The organism is Acidovorax sp. NPDC077693 (assembly GCF_044542805.1).
GTDB lineage: Bacteria > Pseudomonadota > Gammaproteobacteria > Burkholderiales > Burkholderiaceae_C > Acidovorax.
Genome location: NZ_JBITVD010000014.1, coordinates 94531 through 112452, shown reverse-complemented (window position 1 = coordinate 112452; position 17922 = coordinate 94531). Strand labels below are relative to the sequence as shown.

The window sequence follows — 17922 nt, the reverse complement described above, 5'->3', positions numbered from 1 at the left end:
GGAGGGGGAGGCGCCGCAGGCGCTTCGGGGGGGAGGCATCAGTCCAGCGAAACGTTGGCCTTCTTGATCACGTCGCCAAAACGCTGGCTCTCGTCCTTCACGAACTGCGCGAACTGGGGGCGCGTGGTGGGGAACTGCTCGTAGCCGAAGGTCTTGAACTTCTCGGCCACATCGGGGCCGGTCAGGGCCTGCTCGATGTCGCGCTTGATCTTGTCGGTGACGGCCGCAGGCAGGCCGGGCGGCACGGCGATGGCGTTCCAGCCGGTCACAGCAAAGTCCTTGGGGCCACCCGCTTCGCCCACGGTGGGCACGTCGGGGAACTCGGCCGAGCGCTGGGGGCCGGCAAAGGCCAGCAGGCGCAGCTTGCCCGCGCGGTACAGCGGGCCGGCGGTGGCGGCGCTGCCCAACGCGAAGTCGATGTCGCCGGTGGCGACCGAGGTGTACAGCTGCGTGGTCTCCTTGAAGATCACGTGCTCCATCTGCGTGCCGGTGGCGGACTCGAACAGCTCCGAGCCCAGGTGCACCGGGTTGCCCACGGACCACGAGCCGTAGTTGAGCTTGCCCGGGCGGGCCTTGGCGTCGGCCACGATGTCGCCCACGGTCTTGTACTTGCTGCCCGTGCCCACGGTGAAGAAGAAGTGGGTCTTGAACAGCGGCAGCAGCGTGTCGAAGTCCTTGGCCACGTCGTAGGGCAGCTTCTTGAACAGGCTGGGGTAGGCGGCCAGGTGCACGTTGTCCAGCACGATCAGGTCATGCCCGTCCTTGGCGCCGCGCTTGAAGGCGTCGATGGCGATGAAGCCGTTGCCGCCGGGCCGGTTCTCGACCACCACGGGCTGGCCCCAGCTCTTGGACAACTTGTCGGCTACCAGGCGGGCCACGCCATCAGGGCCGCCACCCACCGGGAAGGGCGTGATGATGCGCACCGGCTTGGTGGGGAAGGCCTGGGCGTGTGCGCCGTGGGACGCGAGGCCCAGGGTGGCGGCCAGGCCGAGCGAGACAACGGACGCCAGGCCAACGCTGCGGCGCAGGGGGGAGAAGGTGCGAGAGGTCATGGAATGCAAAAAAACAAACGCTATAAATTCGATAGCTGCTACCGCTTGCCAGTCAAGCGGTAGAGGCCTGAAATATTCAAGGCTGCCTGATCTAGTCGATGTACCTGAGGCCCGCCTTCTCCAGGCCGGGGCGCATGTTGTACATGTCCAGGCCCAGCACGCCCGAGGCCAGCTTGGCGCGTTTCTCGCCTTCGAAGCTCTCGCGCTTTTGCGCGGCGGCCAGGGTCTCGGCTGCACGGGCGGCGGGCACGCAGACCACGCCGTCGTCATCGGCCACGATCACGTCGCCCGGCTTGACGAGCGCACCGGCGCACACCACGGGGATGTTCACCGAGCCCAGCGTGGCCTTGATCGTGCCCTTGCTGCTGATGGCGCGGCTCCACACGGGGAAGTTCATCTCCTGCAGCGTCTTCACGTCGCGCACGCCGGCGTCGATGATGAGCGCACGCGCACCGCGCGACTGGAAGGAGGTGGCGAGCAGGTCGCCGAAGTAGCCGTCGGTGCACTCGGACGTGACCCCCGCCACCACCACGTCGCCGGGCTGGATCTGCTCGGCCGCCACGTGCAGCATCCAGTTGTCGCCCGGCTGCAGCAGCACGGTCACGGCGGTGCCGCTGATCTGCTGGCCGCCGTAGATGGGGCGCATGTAGGGCTTGAGCAGGCCGACGCGGCCCATGGCCTCGTGCACGGTGGCCGAGCCCAAAGCGGCCAGGCCGTCGGCGGCCGCGCGGTCGGCGCGGGTGATGTTGCGGTAGACAACGCCTAGTTCGTACATGTTTGTCTCTCTCCGTTGGTGTGGGTGGTGTCGGGACTTTGATCGCGCCGCATCGCATCGCATTGCATCGCGTTCGATCCGTTCCCATCCGTTCGGGCTGAGCTTGTCGAAGCCTGGTGCCGCGCTTCGACAGGCTCAGCGTGAACGGCCGGGGTTGGGGGTGATCTAGGCCGGCAGCAAGGTCACAGCCCCTTGGCCTTCAGGCGCGCATCCAGGCGCGGGAACACGCGGCGCACATTGGCTTCGTAGACCTGGTGCTTGTCGTCAGCGCTCAGGATCTTGCTGGCCTCGATGTAGCGCTTGGTGTCGTCGTAGTAGTTGCCGGTGGTGGGGTCGATGCCGCGCACCGCGCCGATCATCTCGCTGGCGAACAGCACGTTCTTCACCGGGATCACCGTGTTCAGCAAATCGATGCCGGGCTGGTGGTAGACGCAGGTGTCGAAGAACACGTTGTTCATCAGGTGGTCGTCCAGCAGCGGCTTCTTCATCTCCTGCGCCAGGCCGCGGAACCGGCCCCAGTGGTAAGGCACTGCGCCGCCGCCGTGCGGGATCAAGAACCTGAGCGTGGGGAAGTCCTTGAACAGATCGCCCTGGATCAGCTGCATGAAGGCAGTGGTGTCGGCGTTCAGGTAGTGCGCGCCCGTGGTGTGAAAGCACGCGTTGCAGCTGGTGCTCACATGGATCATGGCCGGCAGGTCGTACTCCACCATCTTTTCGTAGATGGGATACCAGTGCTTGTCGGTCAGCGGCGGGCTGGTCCAGTGGCCGCCCGAGGGGTCGGGGTTCAGGTTGATGCCCACGGCGCCGTATTCGTGCACGCACTTTTCCAGCTCGGGGATGCAGGTGGCGGGGTCCACGCCGGGGCTTTGCGGCAGCATGGCCACGGGCACGAAGTGGTCGGGGAACAGCGTGGAGACCCGATAGCACAGCTCGTTGCAGATGGCGGCCCAGGTGCTGGACACCTCGAAGTCGCCGATGTGGTGGGCCATGAAGCTCGCGCGCGGGCTGAACAGCGTGATGTCGCTGCCGCGCTCCTTCATCAGCTTGAGCTGGTTGGTCTCGATGGACTCGCGCAGTTCGTCGTCGCTGATGGTCAGGTCTGCCACCTTGGGCATCTGGGCGGGGTCCTTGATGCCGGCGATCTGCGCGTTGCGCCAGTTCTCCAGCGCCTTGGGGGCCGTGGTGTAGTGGCCGTGGCAGTCGATGATGAGGCTCATGGGGTGGTGCTCCTGAAAGATGTTCTTGTCGAAGTGCTTGTGCTGTGGCGCAGGCCGGTCACGCGGGGTCCATGCCCTGCTTGCGCTTGGCACCCGCTGCTTGCGGCGACGCCATGTAGACCAGCAGTTCGCGGGCGGCATCGGCCTGCTGCGACAACGCGCCGATGCCGGCGGAGAACGTGGTCGTGATCTGGATGGCGGGCGGCAGCGGCCCGACGATGGCGATGCCCTGCACGTGCAGCAGCTCGCTCAATTGCTGAAAACCCAGCGCCACCTCGCCCTTGGCCACCAGCGAGCCCACGGGCACGCCGGGCGGGGCCTGCACCATGCGGCCGGCGATCTCGCCGGCGATGCCCCAGCGTTCGAACAGCTTTGCCAGCGCCACGCCGCTCGGGCCGGTGGAGTAGCTGATGCTGCGCGCGGCCAGCACGGCCTGGCGCACGGCGTCTTCGGAGCCGATGTCCGGCTGCGGCGCACCGGCGGGCACGGCCACCGCCACGCCCGAATGCACCAGGTCCACCACGCTGCCGGGCACGATGCAGCCCGCGGCCAGCAGCTTGGCGATGGCATCGGCCGCGAGCACCACCACATCGAAGGCCTCGCCGGCCATCACGCGCTGGGCGGCGTCCACACCGCCCACGGCCTCGATGCTGGCGCGGTGGCCCGTGGCCTGCTCGAAGCCCGCAGTCAGCTCGGCCAGCACCTGGCGGGTGGCCATGGACGAGATTCCGCGAAGGTGTTGGGGCATGGTGGCGTGAAGGTGAAAAGCAGACAAAAGGGCCAGAGCGCCCAGCCCGCACGGAGCCTTGGAGCGCTGTCTAGGCCGGATTCTGGGCGAAGCCGAGCTATACAAAAAGTAGCTGCACCGTCTAGCAGGTATATCATTTACCGATAGGAAACACTTTTTGCCGAGCCCCCGCTTCGCGCCTCTCCGATGGACCTCAAGCAGCTGGAATACTTTGTGCGCGTGGCCGAGCTCGGCAGCTTCACCCGCGCGGCCGCGGCGCTGGACGTGGCGCAGTCGGCGCTGAGCCGCCAGATCCGCCTGCTGGAGGTGGAGCTGCGCCAGAACCTGCTGGTGCGCAATGGCCGGGGCGCCACGCCCACCGAAGCGGGCAAGCTGCTGGTGGAGCACGGGCGCGGCATCCTGCACCAGATGGCGCGGGCGCGGGAGGACATGGACCGCATGCGCGGCGGGCTGTCGGGCCGCGTGGCCATCGGCCTGCCCAACAGCGTGGCGCGGGTGATGACGGTGCCGCTGACCCGCGCCTTCCGCCAGGAGCTGCCCGAGGCGCGCCTGTCCATCAGCGAGGGGCTGTCGGGCGCGATTCTGGAAGGCCTGGTCAGCGGGCGCCTGGACATCGTGGTGCTCTACAACGCCCAGCCCTCGCGCGACATCGATGTGTCGCACCTCATCGACGAAGACCTGGTGCTGGTGCGCGTGCGCCCGCCCGGCCTGGCCGAAGACCCGCCGCCCGGCCCCATCCCGCTGGCCGAGGTGGCGCGGCTGCCGCTGATCATCCCGTCGCGGCCCAACGCGATCCGCATGCATGTGGAATCGGAGATGGCCAACATCGGCTGCCGCCCCGAGGTGGCGCTGGAGATCGACGGCGTCTCCGCCATCCTGGACCTGGTGGCCGACGGCGCGGGCTGCGCCATCCTCTCGCGCAACGCGCTGCTCAACTCGCCCCGGCCTTCGGCCTACACGGCCCAGGTCATCGGCACGCCGGGCAAGCCGCCGCTGCGCATCGCGCTGTCGCTGGCCACCAGCCTGCAGCGGCCGGCCACGCAGGTGCAGAAAGCGGCGCTGGAGCTGATCCAGCGCACGGTGCCGCTGGTGTTCGAGCACCCTTGAGCGTTGCCGGGTATCACGCTGCTTATGGAAGTAGAAAAACGGTTCACCTTCTACCGTTCACGCTGAGCCTGTCGAAGCGCGGCACCAGGCTTCGACAAGCTCAGCCCGAACGGCAAGGGGTGCGGTACGGGGGCAGTCAGCCCGACCGGTATCGGGCCGGCTGATTGAACGCGAACCCCGCCTACTGCCGCGCGATCTTGGCCCGCGTGATCACATCGCCCCAGCGCCGCACATCGGCCGCCAGGTGTTCGGCGGCCTGCGCGGGCGTGCTGCCCTGGGCCTGCAGGTTCAGCTCCAGCAGGCGCTTTTTCACGTCGGGCTGGGCCAGGGCCGATTGCACCTCGCGCGACAGGCGCTCCACCACGGCGGGCGGGGTGCGTGCGGGCACGGCCAGGCCGTTCCAGGACGTGACGTTGAAGCCGGCCAGCGGCCCGCCGCTGTCGCGCACCGTGGGCACGTCGGGCAGCTGCGGCGCGCGCTGGGCGCCCAGCACCGCCAGCGGGCGCAGGGCCCTGGAGCCGATCTGCGGCATCAGCCCGCCGAGGATGTCCACCATGGCATCGATCTCGCCGCCGCGCAGTGCGGTGATGACCGGCGGCGTGCCGTTGAAGGGCACCACCTGGGCGTCGATGCCGGCGGTCACCTTGAAGAGTTCGGCCGCCAGGTTCTGCGTGGTGCCGATCTGCGGCGTGCCGATGTTGAGCTTGCCCGGGTTCGCGCGGCCATAGGCCAGCAGCTCTGCCAGGGTGCCGAAGCGCCCGCCTTCACGCACGACGATGGCCAGGTCGAACGTGGCCAGCAGCGACACCGGAACGAAGTCCTTCAGCGTGTCGAACGGCAGCGTGTGGAACAGCGCGGCACTCACCGCCGTGCCGCTGCTGATGAGCAGCAGCGTGTGCCCGTCGGGCTCGGCGCGCGCGACCTGCTCGCCGGCCACCACGCCGCCCGCGCTGGGCTTGTTCTCGATCACCACGCTCTGCCCCAGCGGGCCCGCGATCTTCTGGCCCACCGTGCGCGCGGTGATGTCGGCCGCGCCGCCCGCCGCATTGGGCACCACGATGCGGATCGGGCGCGAGGGGAACGCGGGCTGCGCGTGGGCGGCGGCCGCGCCCCACGCTGCGGCCAGGGCCAGGAAGGTTCTGCGGTGGATGGTGAGGTTCATGCGCATGCCTTGGCCCCTGTCAGCGCGACACGCCCAGCAGGCGGTCCAGCAGCGCGGGCTGCGCGCTCAGCTCTGCCGCTGTGCCCGCATGCACCACCGTGCCCCGGTCCAGCACGGCGGCCTGGTCAGAGATGGCCAGGATGGCCTGCGGGTGCTGCTCCACGATGATGGCCGACAGGCCTTCTTCGCGCGTGATGCGGCGGATGGCGCGCAGCAGCTCTTCCACGATGATGGGCGCCAGGCCTTCGAGCGGCTCGTCCAGCAGCAAGAGGCGCGGGTTGAGCACCAGCGCGCGGCCCACGGCCAGCATCTGCTGCTCGCCGCCCGACAGCTGCGTGCCCAGGTTGGTCTTGCGTTCTGCCAGCCGCGGGAACATCTCGTACACCCGCTCGGGCGTCCATGGGCGCGCGGTGGAGCCCTTGCGGCCGGGGCGCGCCACGGCCGTAAGGTTCTCGTGCACGGTGAGCGACTTGAAGATGTTGCGCTCCTGCGGCACCCAGCCGATGCCCGCGGCGGCGCGCTCGTGCGAGGGCAGCTTGTGCAGCGCCGCGCCGCCCAGCATCACCGTGCCGCCGTGCTGGCGCGTGGCGCCTGCGAGCGTGTTGATGAGCGTGGTCTTGCCGGTGCCGTTGCGGCCCAGCAGGGCCAGGGTGTCGCCTTCGGCCAGCGACAGGGAGATGCCTTGCAGCACCACGGCTTCGCCGTAGCCCGCGCTCAAACCCTCGATGCGAAGCAGCTCGGTCTTAGACATGGGCGTCCTCCCCATGGCCGAGATACACCGCCTTCACCTGCGGGTCGTTGGCAATCGTGTCCGGGTCGCCCTCGGTCAGCACCGTGCCGTTGACCAGCACCGTCATGCGGTTGGCAAAGCTGAAAACCAGGTCCATATCGTGTTCGATCAACAGCACCGAGACATCGGCGGGCAGTGCCGCCACGGTTTGCAAAAGTTCTTCGCGCTCGCCCGCGGGCACGCCGGCCACGGGCTCGTCGAGCAGCAGCACGCGCGGCTCGCAGGCCAGGGCAATGGCGATCTCCAACAGGCGGCGCTTGCCGTAGGCCAGCACCCGCGTTTCCTCGGCCATCACCGAGGTCAGGTGGAACTGCTCGAGCAGCTGCTCGCAGCGCTCGGTGACGGCGCGGCGCGCACCCAGCGGCTGCCACCACTTGCCGCCCAGGCCCTGGTGCTGCGACACGGTGAGCGCCAGGGTCTCCAGCGGCGTGAGGCTGTCGAACAGCTGGTTGATCTGGAACGTGCGCACCATGCCGCGCGCCACACGCTGGTGCGGCGCCAGGCGCGAGATGTCCTGGCCTTCGAGCACGATGGCGCCTTCGGTGGGCTCCAGCACGCCGGTCAGCAGGTTGATCAGCGTGGTCTTGCCTGCGCCATTGGGGCCGATGAGCGCGTGGCGTGCGCCCTTTTTCAAGTCCAGCGTGACGTTGTTGGTGGCGGTGATGCCGCCGAAGCGCTTGACCAGGCCCTGCGCCGACAGCACGGTGGTGGAGGTTGTCGTGTTCATATCAATGGCCTCCCGCGCTGGAGCTGGCACCGGGCTTGCGCCCGGCCCCGAACCAGGTCCAGGGGCGGAACAGGCGGTAGCGCCCGACCAGCACCAGCACCACCAGGAACAGGCCGATCCAGAACGTCCAGTACTGCGGCGTGACAGACGAGATCACGTCCTGCAGCAGCTTGAAGCCCACGGCGCCCAGGATGCCGCCGTAGAGCCAGCCCACGCCGCCGATCACCAGGATCAGCATCACGTCCGCCGAGCGGTGGAACTCGAACAGGTCGAGCGATGCAAAGCCCGTGGTCTGCGTGAGCAGCGCGCCCGCAGCGCCTGCCAGCGCGGCCGCCAGCGTGTACACCTGCGCCAGCTTGGCCGTGACGGGGATGCCGATGGCCATGGCGCGCAGCCGGTTGTCGCGGATGGCCTTGAGCGTGGCGCCGAACGGCGACTGCACGATGCGCCGCGCTATGAGGAAGAACACCAGCAGCACCGTGAGCGAATACCACGCCGCCGTGCGGCCATACAGGTCGAACTCGAACTGGCCCAGCACCGGGCCCATCACCACGCCCTGCAGGCCGTCGGCGCCGCCCGTCAGCCAGTCGAGCTTGTTGGCCAGCTCCAGCATGATCAGGCCCACGCCCAGCGTGACCATGAGCCGCGTGAGGTCGGTGCCGCGCATGATGGTGAGCGACGCCACAGCCCCCAGCACCGTGGCGGCTGCGATGCCCACGGCCAGGCCCACCAGCGGGTCGGGCATCACATGCTTGGCGAACAGCGCCGCCGCGTAGCCGCCCATGCCGAAGAAGGCCGCGTGGCCCAGCGACACGATGCCGGTGTAGCCCAGGATCAGGTCCAGCGAGATCGCGAACAGCGCCACGATGGCGATCTCGTTGATGATGAGCGCGTGGCTGGGCAGGGCAAGCGGCGCGACGAAGGCCAGGATCCAGAAGATGGGTTCCCACCAGCGAAAGCGCCGGGCCTTCAAGAGGATGGAGGTCTGAGCGTTCATCTCATTTCCCTCCTTTACGAACGAAGAGGCCTTGCGGGCGCCAGATGAGGATCACGATCATGAGGCTGTACACGATGAAGGCGCCCAGCTTGGGGATGTAGTACTTGCCCGCCACGTCGGCAATGCCCAGCAGCAGCGCGGCCAGCAGCGGTCCGGTGATGGACGAGGTGCCGCCCACCGCCACGACGATCAGGAAATAGATCATGAACTTGAGCGGAAAGCTCGGGTCCAGGCCCAGCACCTCGGCCCCCAGCGCACCGCCCAGCCCCGCCAGGCCCGAGCCGAACGCAAAGGTGGACAGGAACACGATGTTCACGTTGATGCCCATGCCCGCGGCCACGCGCTGGTCGTCCACCGACGCGCGCAGGCGGCTGCCGAAGCGCGTCTTGGTCAGCACGTACTGCAGCCCCACCGTGAGCGCCGCGCACACCGCGATGATGAACAGCCGGTAGTGCCCCATGCCCAGCATGAAGGCGCCGCTGCCGATCTCGGTGCGGCCCTTGAGCCATTCGGGCAGCTGCATGATCTGCTGCGTGGAGCCCACGAAGTAGTCCACGCTGGCCACAGCCATGAAGACCAGCCCGATGGAGAACAGCACCTGGTCCAGGTGCGCCTTGTTGTACAGCGGCCGGTACAGCGTGCGCTCCAGCACCGCCCCCAGCAAGGCCGCGCCCACGAACGCGATGGGCAGACACACGAGAAACGGCACACCCAGCCGCTGCATCAGCAGCACCGTGATGTACCCCCCCGCCATGGCAAAGGCCCCGTGCGCCAGGTTGATGAAGTTCATCAACCCCATGGTCACGGCCAGGCCCACTGCCAGGATGAACAGCAGCATGCCGTAGGCAACGCCGTCGAAAAGAATGGTCAGCATGAAATCACTTCAATGAAGACGAACAAGGGTCATGGGTTCGTGCGTGGCGCCTTGGCTTCGACCCTTCGACAAGCTCAGGACAGGCAAGCTCAGCCCGAACGGTAGTGCCCTGGCTTCCACTGCCTCAGCCTGAACGGTGACGCCCCGGCTTCGACAGGCTCAGCCCGAACGGGTGGAGGAAGGGAGGCTACCAACCCAAAAACTAGCGCGTCCGACAATGGATGGAGAGCACCCCCGCCCGCAACAACCGGCGCGCCCCAAGACCAGTGCCACCGTGGAACTGGCTTCGCCAGGCCACCGGTGGCGTCCCCCTCCGGGGGAAGCCGCGCAGCGGCTCAGGGGGGCTACTTCGTCTTGCCGGGGTCCTTCACATCCTTGATCACATCGAACTCCACGTTGTACAGCTGCCCGTTCACGCGCTCCACCTTGCGCAGGTACACGTTCTGCACGATGTCGCGCGTTTGCGCGTCGATGAACACGGGGCCGCGCGGGCTTTCGAACACCTGGCCCTTCATCGCGGCCAGCAGCGCATCGCCGCCGCCTGCGCCCTTGGTGGTGCGCAGCGCTTCATAGATCACGCGCATGCCGTCGTAGCCGCCCACGGCCATGAAGTTCGGGCGCAGGCCCTTGTTGGCTTTCTCGAACGCGTCGACGAACTTCTTGTTCAGCGGCGAGGGGTGCGCGGCCGAGTAGTGGTGCGAGGTGACCACGCCCAGGGCGCCGTCGCCCATGTCGTTGAGCTGATCGTCATCGGTCACGTCACCGGTGGCGATGAGCTTGATGCCGGCCTTGTCCAGGCCGCGCTCCAGGAACTGCTTCATCACCGCCGCGCCCGCGCCCGAGGGAACGAAGACGAACAGCGCGTCGGGCTTGCCGTCGCGCACCTTCTGCAAGAACGGGGCGAAATCGGGGTTGCGCAACGGCACGCGCAGGGCCTCGGTCACCTGGCCGCCGTTGAAGGTCAGGCGCTGGTTGAAATACTTTTCGGCGTCGATGCCGGGGCCGTAGTCGCTGACCAGGGTCACGACCTTCTTGATGCCATTCTTGGGCGCCCAGTCGGCCAGGGCCACCGACACCTGGGGCAGCGTGAAGCTGCTGCGCACCACATAGGGCGATGCCTCGGTGATGCTGGACGTGGCCGCGGCCATCACCACCAGCGGGGTCTTGGACTGCGTGGCCAGCGGCGCAGTCGCCATGGCCGACGGCGTGATGCCCATGCCGGCGAGCACGTTGACCTTCTCGTTCACCACCAGTTCCTGCGCCAGGCGGCGCGTCACGTCGGGCAGGCTGGTGTCGTCCTTGATGATGAGCTGCACCTTCTTGCCCGCCACGGTGTCGCCGTTCTGCGCCATGTAGAGCTTGGCGGCCGCTTCGATCTGGCGGCCGGTGGTGGCCTGCTGGCCCGTCATGGGCAGGATGAGGCCGATCTTGAAGACGTTGCTGTCTTGCGCGGCGGCGGGCAGTGCGGCCAGGCCGCTGGTCAGCACCAGGGCCGCAGCCGCGGAGGCACGAAGAAGGTGGCGTTTGGTGGGCATCGATGTCTCCTGGGGATGTCGTTGTATACAGAACAATGCTGGCCGCAGTGTGAATCGCGCTGGAGACTTCGACAAGCGGGCTTTCCCACTTTTAGATATCTCAGAACGGGATATCACCCCCTGAGTCGCCTGCGGCGCCTTCCCCCTCTCTCGCGCTGCGCGCGGGAGGGGGACGCAGCCAGCGGCCTGGCACAGCCAGTTCCGCGGCTACCTGGCGGAAGCCACGCCCTCTTCCTCCGCCGCCCGGCATCCGCCGACAGCGACCCGCTCGGAAGCTTTTTTTGGATGCAGATCACCCGCGTTCACGAATGAGCCCGACACCCGGCAAGCCCTGCACCTGGGCCGCCTGCACCGCAGCCAGCAGGTTGCGCCGCGTGATGCGGGAATGCTCGCGCAGGATGGCTTCGGCCCGGGCGCCCTCGCGGCGCTCGATGGCGTCGAGGGCCTGGCGGTGCTGGTCTTGCGCCACGATGAGCATGTCGCGCGCTTCATGGGAATGGGTCTGCACCACGACGAAGGCCGATGGCGATGCGAACGGCAGGCCCTTCACCCGGTCCAGCTCGCGCGCGATCACGTCGCTGCCGACCATGCGGCTGAGCAGCAGGTGAAAGCGCGCGTTCAGCTCCACGTAGCGCGAGAAGCCCTCGTCGTCCAGCGTGCGGGGCGCGAGGGCCGCGTCGATGGCATCCAGGCAGGCGTGGGCTTCGGCCAGCAGCGCGGCCTCCACGCCGCGCTCGGCCGCCAGGCGCGCGGCCAGCCCTTCCATGGTGCCGCGCAGCTCGATGGCGTCGGCCACGTCGGTCTCTGAAAACGTGCGCACCGCGTAGCCGCCGCCGGGCAGGCGGTGCAGCAGCCCCTCCTGCTCCAGCCGCATCAGCGCGGCGCGGATGGGGGTGCGTGAGACGCCCAGCTTTTCCACCAGCGTCAGCTCGGCAATGCGCGCGCCCCCGGGCAGCTCGCCCGCCAGGATCATCTCGCGCAGGCGCAGCTGCGCCTTGACGGCCTGCGAGGTGGCGGCGTCGCCAGCGGGCGCTGAAAGGGTTGCGATCTGCGGATCGTCGGTCAGGTGCATGGCTGGCGGGACGGGGTGGACGGAGGGAGGACGGCAGCCTGGCTGGGCCGCAACGAGCCCTGAATGTATACACAAACCCGCATCAAATCCAGGCGCCACAGGTGCAATCCGATTTAAAACAACGACTTACAAGCTATGCCGGCGTGCGATAGCTGGTTTTCAGTATTTTTATGTATACAGCGCCACGCTCCTTTCGCACAATCCGCTGTATCCCAGTGCGCGGCTTTCCGGGCGCGCACTGGCCCCACGAACAAGCCATCGACACCCACGAGACAACACTATGTATCCCAAAAACGCCTGGTACGTTGCCTGCACCCCCGACGAGATCGCCGACAAACCCCTGGGCCGCATGGTCTGCGGCGAGAAGATCGTGTTCTACCGCCCCGCCCCTGACAAGGTGGCTGCGCTGGAGGACTTCTGCCCGCACCGGGGCGCACCGCTTTCGCTGGGCAAGGTGTGCGACGGCGAGCTGATGTGCGGCTACCACGGCCTGCGCGTGGGGTGCGACGGCAAGGCGGTGTCCATGCCCGGCCAACGCGTGCAGGGCTTTCCGCGCACGCGCAGCTTTCCGGTGGAAGAGCGCTACGGCTTCATCTGGGTGTGGACGGGCGATGCCGCCTTGGCCGACCCCGCCAAGATCCACTCTCTGCCCTGGGCCGAGAGCGACGAGTGGGCCTACGGCGGCGGGCTTTACCACATCGCCTGCGACTACCGCCTGATGATCGACAACCTGATGGACCTCACGCACGAGACGTATGTGCACGCCACCAGCATCGGCCAGAAAGAGATCGACGAGGTGCCCTGCAAGACCCGGGTGGAGGGCGACGAGGTCATCACCAGCCGCTTCATGGAAGGCATCCAGGCGCCGCCGTTCTGGCAGATGGCGCTGCGCATGAACGGCCTGCCCGACGACCAGCCGGTGGACCGCTGGCAGATCTGCCACTTCTCGCCACCGAGCCATGTGCTCATCGAGGTGGGCGTGGCGCTGGCCGGCCACGGCGGCTACGACGCGCCTGCGGACAAGAAGGCATCGAGCATCGTGGTGGACTTCATCACGCCCGAGACCGACACCTCCATCCACTACTTCTGGGGCATGGCCCGCAACTTCAAGCCGCAGGACGCGGAGCTCACCGCCAAGATCCGCGAAGGCCAGGGCGGCATCTTCGCCGAGGACCAGGAGATGCTGGAAAAGCAGCAGCACAACCTGCTGCGCTACCCCGATCGCAAGCTCTTGATGCTCAACATCGATGCCGGCGGCGTGCAGTCGCGCAAGGTGCTGGACCGCGTGATCGCCGCCGAGCGCGCGCCCGCAGCCCCGCAGCCGGTGGTGGCCGCATGACCGCGCAGGAGACCTTCCAGGTCCGCGTCGCCAAGAAGACCGCCGAGGCCGAGGGCATCGCCAGCTTCGAGCTCGCGCGGCTCGACGGCCAGCCGCTGCCGCCGTTCAGCGCGGGCTCGCACATCGACGTGCATGTGCCCGGCGGCACGGTGCGCCAGTACTCGCTGTGCAATGCGTCGCACGAGCAGCACCGCTACCGCATCGCCGTGCTGCGCGACCCCGCCTCCCGCGGCGGGTCGGTGGGCATGCACGACCGCGTGAACGAAGGCGACGTGATCACCATCAGCACGCCGCGCAACCACTTTGCGCTGCACCCCGCGCAGCACACGCTGCTGCTCGCGGGCGGCATCGGCGTGACGCCACTGCTGTGCATGGCCGACCGCTTGGCGCGCACCGGCGCGGGCTTTGCGCTGCACTACTGCACGCGCTCGGCCGAGCGCACCGCGTTTGCCGGCGAGATCACCGCCTCGCCCATGGCACCGCACGTGCACTTTCACTTCGATGCAGGGGCGCCCGAGCAAAAGCTCGACCTGGCGTCCGTGCTGGCAGCGCCGGGAGACGACAAGCGGGTGTACGTGTGCGGCCCGGCGGGCTTCATCGACCATGTGGTGGCCACTGCGCAGGCCATGGGCTGGGCGCAGGACCGCATCCACCTGGAGTACTTTGCGGCGCCCGCGCAGGACACCTCGGGCGATGAGGGTTTCGAGGTGCGCATCGCGAGCACCGGCAAGACCTATGCGATTGCGCCGGACATTTCGATCGTGGAAGCGCTGCGCGGCCAGGGCATCGACATCATGACCTCGTGCGAGCAGGGCGTGTGCGGCACCTGCATCACCCGCGTGCTGGAGGGCGAGGTGGACCACCGCGACATGTACCTGACCGATGAGGAAAAGGCGAGCAACGAGCAGTTCATGCCCTGCTGCTCGCGTGCGCGCAGCAAGCTGCTGGTGCTGGATCTGTGAGCGCTGCGGCGGCGATGGCCGCAGGCTGAGGTGACTGCGCCGGCGCCATGCCGCACGGCGCGGGGTGGCTGTGTGACGGGCTGCGCCGCGCGCCAGCCCCAGCCAGCGAAGGCGCGCCCGCGCAATGCAGGCGCCGCCTTCGGTTGCTATCGTTCACATAGCAACAAAATGATGAACGGAGAGCGGTAGCGGGGCATGGGGTGCAACATTCAAGGTCAACCCGCGGCGGCGGCATCCGACGCGTCCAGCGTTCGGATCGTGTCTCGCCCGTGGCGGTCTTTGGCGCGGCCCAGGTCGGTGTCGAGCGCGCGGGTCAGCTTGTCGACCGAGGAGATGAACGCCCGGCCCATCTCGCTGGCATCGTCGGCCACGGAGATCGGCTGGCGGCCGGTGACGCGCGCCTCGATGCGGCAGCGCTTGTCGTTGGCACCGGACTTGCCGGCGTCGAGGTCACTCAAGAACACATCCAGCCGCGTCACATGGTCCTGAAAGCGCGACAGCCGGCTCTTGGCTTCGGTGGCGATCCACTCGCTGAGGGATTCGCCGCCTTCGATGTGGTCGTCCGTATTGACTTGTACTTGCATGGTGGTGCTCCTTGAAGAATTCAAGCGAAGGACCCTGCCCGCCGTCCCGGCTGGCAGCCGTCCCGTGAACCACCATGGTCGCACCTTCGGGGCTCCGCGGCAGTAAGAACCTGTTAGTCGGCGGGTCTTGTGGGGCCAGGCACTGCGTGTGCCTTCGCGATTGGCTATGCGCGCGCTGCTGGCTTGTCTGTGGTGTCGACGAAGCCCGCGTTGCCGCAAGGTGCTCACTTATTCAGGTGCTGCCTGCATCCACGCGTGGTGTCATGGACTGCATCGCGGTCCCAGCGCAAAAAGTTAGGCGCGCGCAGGGGCGCAGGCCGCTCTCCTACAGACGCCGGCCCGTCTGCAGTGCTACAAATTGAATACCTGTTCACTGCAATCGCAGCACCGTTTCAGCGTGCTGCACGGAGCCCCCTATCCATGCCCGCTGATCGCCGCCTTAAGATTGGTTTGTCTGCCTGTTTCCAGCACGCCGACCCCACCCGCCCGCTGTTCACGAACAAGACCCTGCAGTACGTCGAGCAGTCCATCGCGCACTGGATCATGTCGGCCGGTGCGATGGTGGTGATGGTGCCCTGCCCCACCGGCGAGACGGCGCGCGGCGACGTGACGCTGGCGCACTACGCCGAGTGGCTCGACGGCGTGGTGATGCACGGCGGCGCGGACGTGTGGCCGGGCAACTACGGCGAAGAGCCCCTGCGGGAAGAGTGGATCGGCGACCGCGTGCGCGACCTGTACGACCTGGCGGTGGTCAAGGCGTTTGCCGAAGTGCGCAAGCCCATCTTCGGCGTGTGCCGCGGCCTGCAGCTGATCAACGTGGCCTTTGGCGGCGCGCTCTACCAGGACCTGCAGACCCAGCACCCGGGCGCGCTGCAGCACCGCAATGCATCGACCTACGACCAGCACTTCCACGACATCCACATCGTCGAAGGCACGCGCCTGGCGCAGCTCTACCCCGAAAAGCCCCGCGCCCGCGTGAACAGCATCCACCACCAGGGCATCAAGCGGGTCGCCCCCGACTTCGTCGTCGAAGCCCTGAGCGAGCCCGACGGCGTGCCCGAAGCCATCCGCCTGCAGTCGGCACCGGGGCGCGGCTACATCGCCGCCACGCAGTGGCACCCCGAGTTCCACAAGGTCGGCGCGGACACGCTCGATGACACCGCCATCCTGCAGGACTTTCTGGCGGCCTGCGCAGAAGCCAAGGCTAACCCGCCGGCCGTGAGCCACCCCACTGGCATGCGTGACCGCGCTACGCGCCTCCTGCGGCAAGCGCTGCGTCGGGACCGGAGCCGGGCTGCGTCGTAACCGCCCTTGCCCAGCTCGGCGTGCGGCACCAGCCGCTCCGAGCTGCCACATGTTCTCAGCCAGTCACATCGATGCAGTTGGCCTTGCGTTCCTCGCTGAACAGGGCCACAGCGAGCACTGGCTGAACGCACAGCAACGCCCTCCCGATCTGGACGGTCGCGGTCTTGCACACAGCGCTGCGTTGGTTACCGCCACGCAGTGACTCGCTCTTCTCAGCCCGTTTCATGCTCTACCGCTTTCTGGACAAGCGCTAGAAGCTATGAATTTAATAGCAAACATCAAACTACTGGATGCCCTTGCGCTGTCCTCGGAGATGAAAATACTGTAAATTCATCCAGTGCAATTACAGTCCAAACTCGCCATCCTGGCCGACGCCGCCAAGTACGACGCCTCGTGCGCATCCAGCGGCGCAGCGCCGCGCGACTCGGTGGGCGGGCGGGGCATGGGCTCCACCGAGGGCATGGGCATCTGCCACAGCTATGCACCGGACGGGCGCTGCATCTCGCTGCTCAAGATTCTGCTGACCAACTTCTGCCAGTACGACTGCCTGTACTGCGTGAACCGGGTCACCAGCAACGTGCCGCGCGCACGCTTCACCGTCGATGAAGTGGTGCAGCTCACGCTCGACTTCTACCGGCGCAACTGCATCGAAGGCCTGTTCCTGTCCAGCGGCATCATCCAGAGCCCGGACTACACCATGGAGCAGGTGGTGGAGGTGGCCCGCGTGCTGCGCGAGGACCACGACTTTCGCGGCTATATCCACCTCAAAACCATCCCGGATGCGTCGCCCGAGCTGATGGAGCGTGCCGGCCGCTATGCCGACCGCTTGAGCATCAACGTGGAGCTGCCCACGCCCGAAGGCCTGGCCGCCCTGGCACCCCAGAAGGACGGCGCGGCGATTGAACGATCGATGGCGCGCATGGCGGTGCGCATCGAGGACGCGCGGCAGGCGCGCAAGGAGCAGGCCGCGGCCAAGGTGGTGTCGATGCCCGCCACCACACGCACCCTCACGCGGCGCGCTGCGGCGCCCCACTTCGCGCCGGGCGGGCAGAGCACGCAGATGATCGTGGGCGCCGACGCCACCGACGACCGCACCATCCTGGCCACCAGCGCAGGGCTGTACGGCGTGCACCGGCTGCGGCGCGTGTACTACTCGGCCTTCAGCCCCATCCCCGATGCGGCGCGCGCGCTGCCGCTCATCGCCCCGCCCACCGTGCGCGAGCACCGGCTCTACCAGGCCGACTGGCTGATGCGCTTTTACGGCTTCACCCACGGCGAGATCGTGCCCGCCAGCCAGGGCGGCATGCTGGCGCTGGACATGGACCCCAAGCTCGCCTGGGCGATTGCGCACCGCGAGCGCTTCCCGGTCAACCTGAACACCGCCCCGCGCGAGTTGCTGCTGCGCGTGCCCGGCTTCGGCGTGCAGACGGTGGACCGCCTGCTGGCCGCCCGCCGCGTGCGCCGCCTGCGGCATGCTGACCTCACCCGTCTGCATGTGCCGCTCAAGAAGGTGCTGCCGTTTGTGGAAGCGGCCGACTACCGCCCGGGCCGCGCGCTCGATGCCGCGGACCTGGCCGCCCGCCTCGCGCCGCCGCCCGCGCAGCGCAGCCTGTTTTGAGGGACCGATCGATGCCCCGCTGCGCCAGCAAGACCCTCCCTGCGCCCTCGGGCCCCGC

17 protein-coding genes are annotated in these 17922 nt (G+C 67.9%); 5 read left to right on the top strand and 12 right to left on the bottom strand.

Annotation, left to right across the window (positions count from 1 at the left end):
- Positions 1 to 38: 38 nt before the first annotated feature.
- The 4 genes from ACIGHN_RS19970 to ACIGHN_RS19955 form a co-directional block, all read right to left on the bottom strand.
- A complete protein-coding gene (locus ACIGHN_RS19970) occupies positions 39 to 1052 on the bottom strand; it encodes a tripartite tricarboxylate transporter substrate binding protein (protein ID WP_056411328.1) in 1014 nt (337 codons plus the stop codon).
- A gap of 91 nt (positions 1053 to 1143) precedes the next feature.
- A complete protein-coding gene (gene ligK, locus ACIGHN_RS19965; protein ID WP_396505710.1) occupies positions 1144 to 1827 on the bottom strand; it encodes a 4-carboxy-4-hydroxy-2-oxoadipate aldolase/oxaloacetate decarboxylase in 684 nt (227 codons plus the stop codon).
- Between the two features lie 182 nt (positions 1828 to 2009).
- On the bottom strand, positions 2010 to 3044 hold the full coding sequence (locus ACIGHN_RS19960) for an amidohydrolase family protein (RefSeq protein WP_396505709.1): 1035 nt from the start codon (positions 3042 to 3044) through the stop codon (positions 2010 to 2012).
- A 58-nt stretch (positions 3045 to 3102) separates the two neighbouring features.
- Positions 3103 to 3792, bottom strand: coding sequence for a substrate-binding domain-containing protein (locus tag ACIGHN_RS19955; RefSeq protein ID WP_396505708.1), 690 nt, complete (start codon positions 3790 to 3792; stop codon positions 3103 to 3105).
- 186 nt (positions 3793 to 3978) lie between these two features.
- Here ACIGHN_RS19955 and ACIGHN_RS19950 point away from each other — a divergent pair, with 186 nt between their 5' ends.
- The gene (locus ACIGHN_RS19950) at positions 3979 to 4899 is read left to right on the top strand and encodes a LysR substrate-binding domain-containing protein (RefSeq protein ID WP_396505707.1); all 921 of its coding nucleotides are present in this window, start codon (positions 3979 to 3981) and stop codon (positions 4897 to 4899) included.
- 181 nt (positions 4900 to 5080) lie between these two features.
- Here ACIGHN_RS19950 and ACIGHN_RS19945 read toward each other — a convergent pair whose 3' ends face one another.
- From ACIGHN_RS19945 to ACIGHN_RS19915, 7 genes are all read right to left on the bottom strand, one after another.
- Positions 5081 to 6061 (bottom strand): tripartite tricarboxylate transporter substrate binding protein, encoded by a 981-nt coding sequence (locus tag ACIGHN_RS19945; protein WP_396505706.1) that lies wholly within the window; start codon positions 6059 to 6061, stop codon positions 5081 to 5083.
- A 19-nt stretch (positions 6062 to 6080) separates the two neighbouring features.
- Entirely contained in the window at positions 6081 to 6812 is a 732-nt protein-coding gene (locus ACIGHN_RS19940; RefSeq protein ID WP_218382257.1) for an ABC transporter ATP-binding protein, read from the bottom strand.
- A complete protein-coding gene (locus ACIGHN_RS19935) occupies positions 6805 to 7578 on the bottom strand; it encodes an ABC transporter ATP-binding protein (protein ID WP_218382258.1) in 774 nt (257 codons plus the stop codon). The genes ACIGHN_RS19940 and ACIGHN_RS19935 overlap by 8 nt, the downstream gene beginning before the upstream one ends.
- A 1-nt stretch (position 7579) precedes the next feature.
- Complete coding sequence (locus ACIGHN_RS19930) at positions 7580 to 8575, bottom strand: branched-chain amino acid ABC transporter permease (RefSeq protein ID WP_396505705.1); 996 nt, start codon at positions 8573 to 8575, stop codon at positions 7580 to 7582.
- Position 8576: 1 nt separating this feature from the next.
- The gene (locus ACIGHN_RS19925; RefSeq protein WP_396505704.1) at positions 8577 to 9449 is read right to left on the bottom strand and encodes a branched-chain amino acid ABC transporter permease; all 873 of its coding nucleotides are present in this window, start codon (positions 9447 to 9449) and stop codon (positions 8577 to 8579) included.
- Positions 9450 to 9793: 344 nt separating this feature from the next.
- Positions 9794 to 10984: an ABC transporter substrate-binding protein gene (locus tag ACIGHN_RS19920; RefSeq protein WP_056170959.1), complete on the bottom strand. Its 1191-nt coding sequence runs from the start codon at positions 10982 to 10984 to the stop codon at positions 9794 to 9796.
- A gap of 292 nt (positions 10985 to 11276) precedes the next feature.
- Positions 11277 to 12056, bottom strand: a complete 780-nt coding sequence (locus ACIGHN_RS19915) for a GntR family transcriptional regulator (protein ID WP_396505703.1) — start codon at positions 12054 to 12056, stop codon at positions 11277 to 11279.
- Positions 12057 to 12336: 280 nt separating this feature from the next.
- On the opposite strand from ACIGHN_RS19915, the gene ACIGHN_RS19910 reads away from it, so the two are divergent.
- Both ACIGHN_RS19910 and ACIGHN_RS19905 read left to right on the top strand, forming a co-directional pair.
- Positions 12337 to 13395, top strand: coding sequence for a Rieske 2Fe-2S domain-containing protein (locus ACIGHN_RS19910; protein WP_396505702.1), 1059 nt, complete (start codon positions 12337 to 12339; stop codon positions 13393 to 13395).
- Positions 13392 to 14357 carry a PDR/VanB family oxidoreductase gene (locus tag ACIGHN_RS19905; RefSeq protein ID WP_396505701.1) on the top strand — a complete coding sequence of 322 codons (966 nt, stop codon included), beginning with the start codon at positions 13392 to 13394 and terminating at the stop codon, positions 14355 to 14357. The genes ACIGHN_RS19910 and ACIGHN_RS19905 overlap by 4 nt, the downstream gene beginning before the upstream one ends.
- 215 nt (positions 14358 to 14572) lie before the next feature.
- Here the strand turns inward: ACIGHN_RS19905 and ACIGHN_RS19900 are convergent, their stop codons facing one another.
- On the bottom strand, positions 14573 to 14941 hold the full coding sequence (locus ACIGHN_RS19900) for an HPF/RaiA family ribosome-associated protein (RefSeq protein WP_056411311.1): 369 nt from the start codon (positions 14939 to 14941) through the stop codon (positions 14573 to 14575).
- A 420-nt stretch (positions 14942 to 15361) separates the two neighbouring features.
- Here ACIGHN_RS19900 and ACIGHN_RS19895 point away from each other — a divergent pair, with 420 nt between their 5' ends.
- On the top strand, positions 15362 to 16246 hold the full coding sequence (locus ACIGHN_RS19895) for a gamma-glutamyl-gamma-aminobutyrate hydrolase family protein (RefSeq protein WP_396505700.1): 885 nt from the start codon (positions 15362 to 15364) through the stop codon (positions 16244 to 16246).
- 337 nt (positions 16247 to 16583) lie between these two features.
- Positions 16584 to 17864 (top strand): putative DNA modification/repair radical SAM protein, encoded by a 1281-nt coding sequence (locus ACIGHN_RS19890; protein ID WP_396505699.1) that lies wholly within the window; start codon positions 16584 to 16586, stop codon positions 17862 to 17864.
- The last annotated feature ends 58 nt before the right edge of the window (positions 17865 to 17922 follow it).

Coding starts and splice junctions, on each gene's coding strand:
- ACIGHN_RS19970 (WP_056411328.1), bottom strand. CDS start 1,052: ATGACCTCTCGCACCTTCTCCCCCCTGCGCCGCAGCGTTGGCCTGGCG.
- ligK (WP_396505710.1), bottom strand. CDS start 1,827: ATGTACGAACTAGGCGTTGTCTACCGCAACATCACCCGCGCCGACCGC.
- ACIGHN_RS19960 (WP_396505709.1), bottom strand. CDS start 3,044: ATGAGCCTCATCATCGACTGCCACGGCCACTACACCACGGCCCCCAAG.
- ACIGHN_RS19955 (WP_396505708.1), bottom strand. CDS start 3,792: ATGCCCCAACACCTTCGCGGAATCTCGTCCATGGCCACCCGCCAGGTG.
- ACIGHN_RS19950 (WP_396505707.1), top strand. CDS start 3,979: ATGGACCTCAAGCAGCTGGAATACTTTGTGCGCGTGGCCGAGCTCGGC.
- ACIGHN_RS19945 (WP_396505706.1), bottom strand. CDS start 6,061: ATGAACCTCACCATCCACCGCAGAACCTTCCTGGCCCTGGCCGCAGCG.
- ACIGHN_RS19940 (WP_218382257.1), bottom strand. CDS start 6,812: ATGTCTAAGACCGAGCTGCTTCGCATCGAGGGTTTGAGCGCGGGCTAC.
- ACIGHN_RS19935 (WP_218382258.1), bottom strand. CDS start 7,578: ATGAACACGACAACCTCCACCACCGTGCTGTCGGCGCAGGGCCTGGTC.
- ACIGHN_RS19930 (WP_396505705.1), bottom strand. CDS start 8,575: ATGAACGCTCAGACCTCCATCCTCTTGAAGGCCCGGCGCTTTCGCTGG.
- ACIGHN_RS19925 (WP_396505704.1), bottom strand. CDS start 9,449: ATGCTGACCATTCTTTTCGACGGCGTTGCCTACGGCATGCTGCTGTTC.
- ACIGHN_RS19920 (WP_056170959.1), bottom strand. CDS start 10,984: ATGCCCACCAAACGCCACCTTCTTCGTGCCTCCGCGGCTGCGGCCCTG.
- ACIGHN_RS19915 (WP_396505703.1), bottom strand. CDS start 12,056: ATGCACCTGACCGACGATCCGCAGATCGCAACCCTTTCAGCGCCCGCT.
- ACIGHN_RS19910 (WP_396505702.1), top strand. CDS start 12,337: ATGTATCCCAAAAACGCCTGGTACGTTGCCTGCACCCCCGACGAGATC.
- ACIGHN_RS19905 (WP_396505701.1), top strand. CDS start 13,392: ATGACCGCGCAGGAGACCTTCCAGGTCCGCGTCGCCAAGAAGACCGCC.
- ACIGHN_RS19900 (WP_056411311.1), bottom strand. CDS start 14,941: ATGCAAGTACAAGTCAATACGGACGACCACATCGAAGGCGGCGAATCC.
- ACIGHN_RS19895 (WP_396505700.1), top strand. CDS start 15,362: ATGCCCGCTGATCGCCGCCTTAAGATTGGTTTGTCTGCCTGTTTCCAG.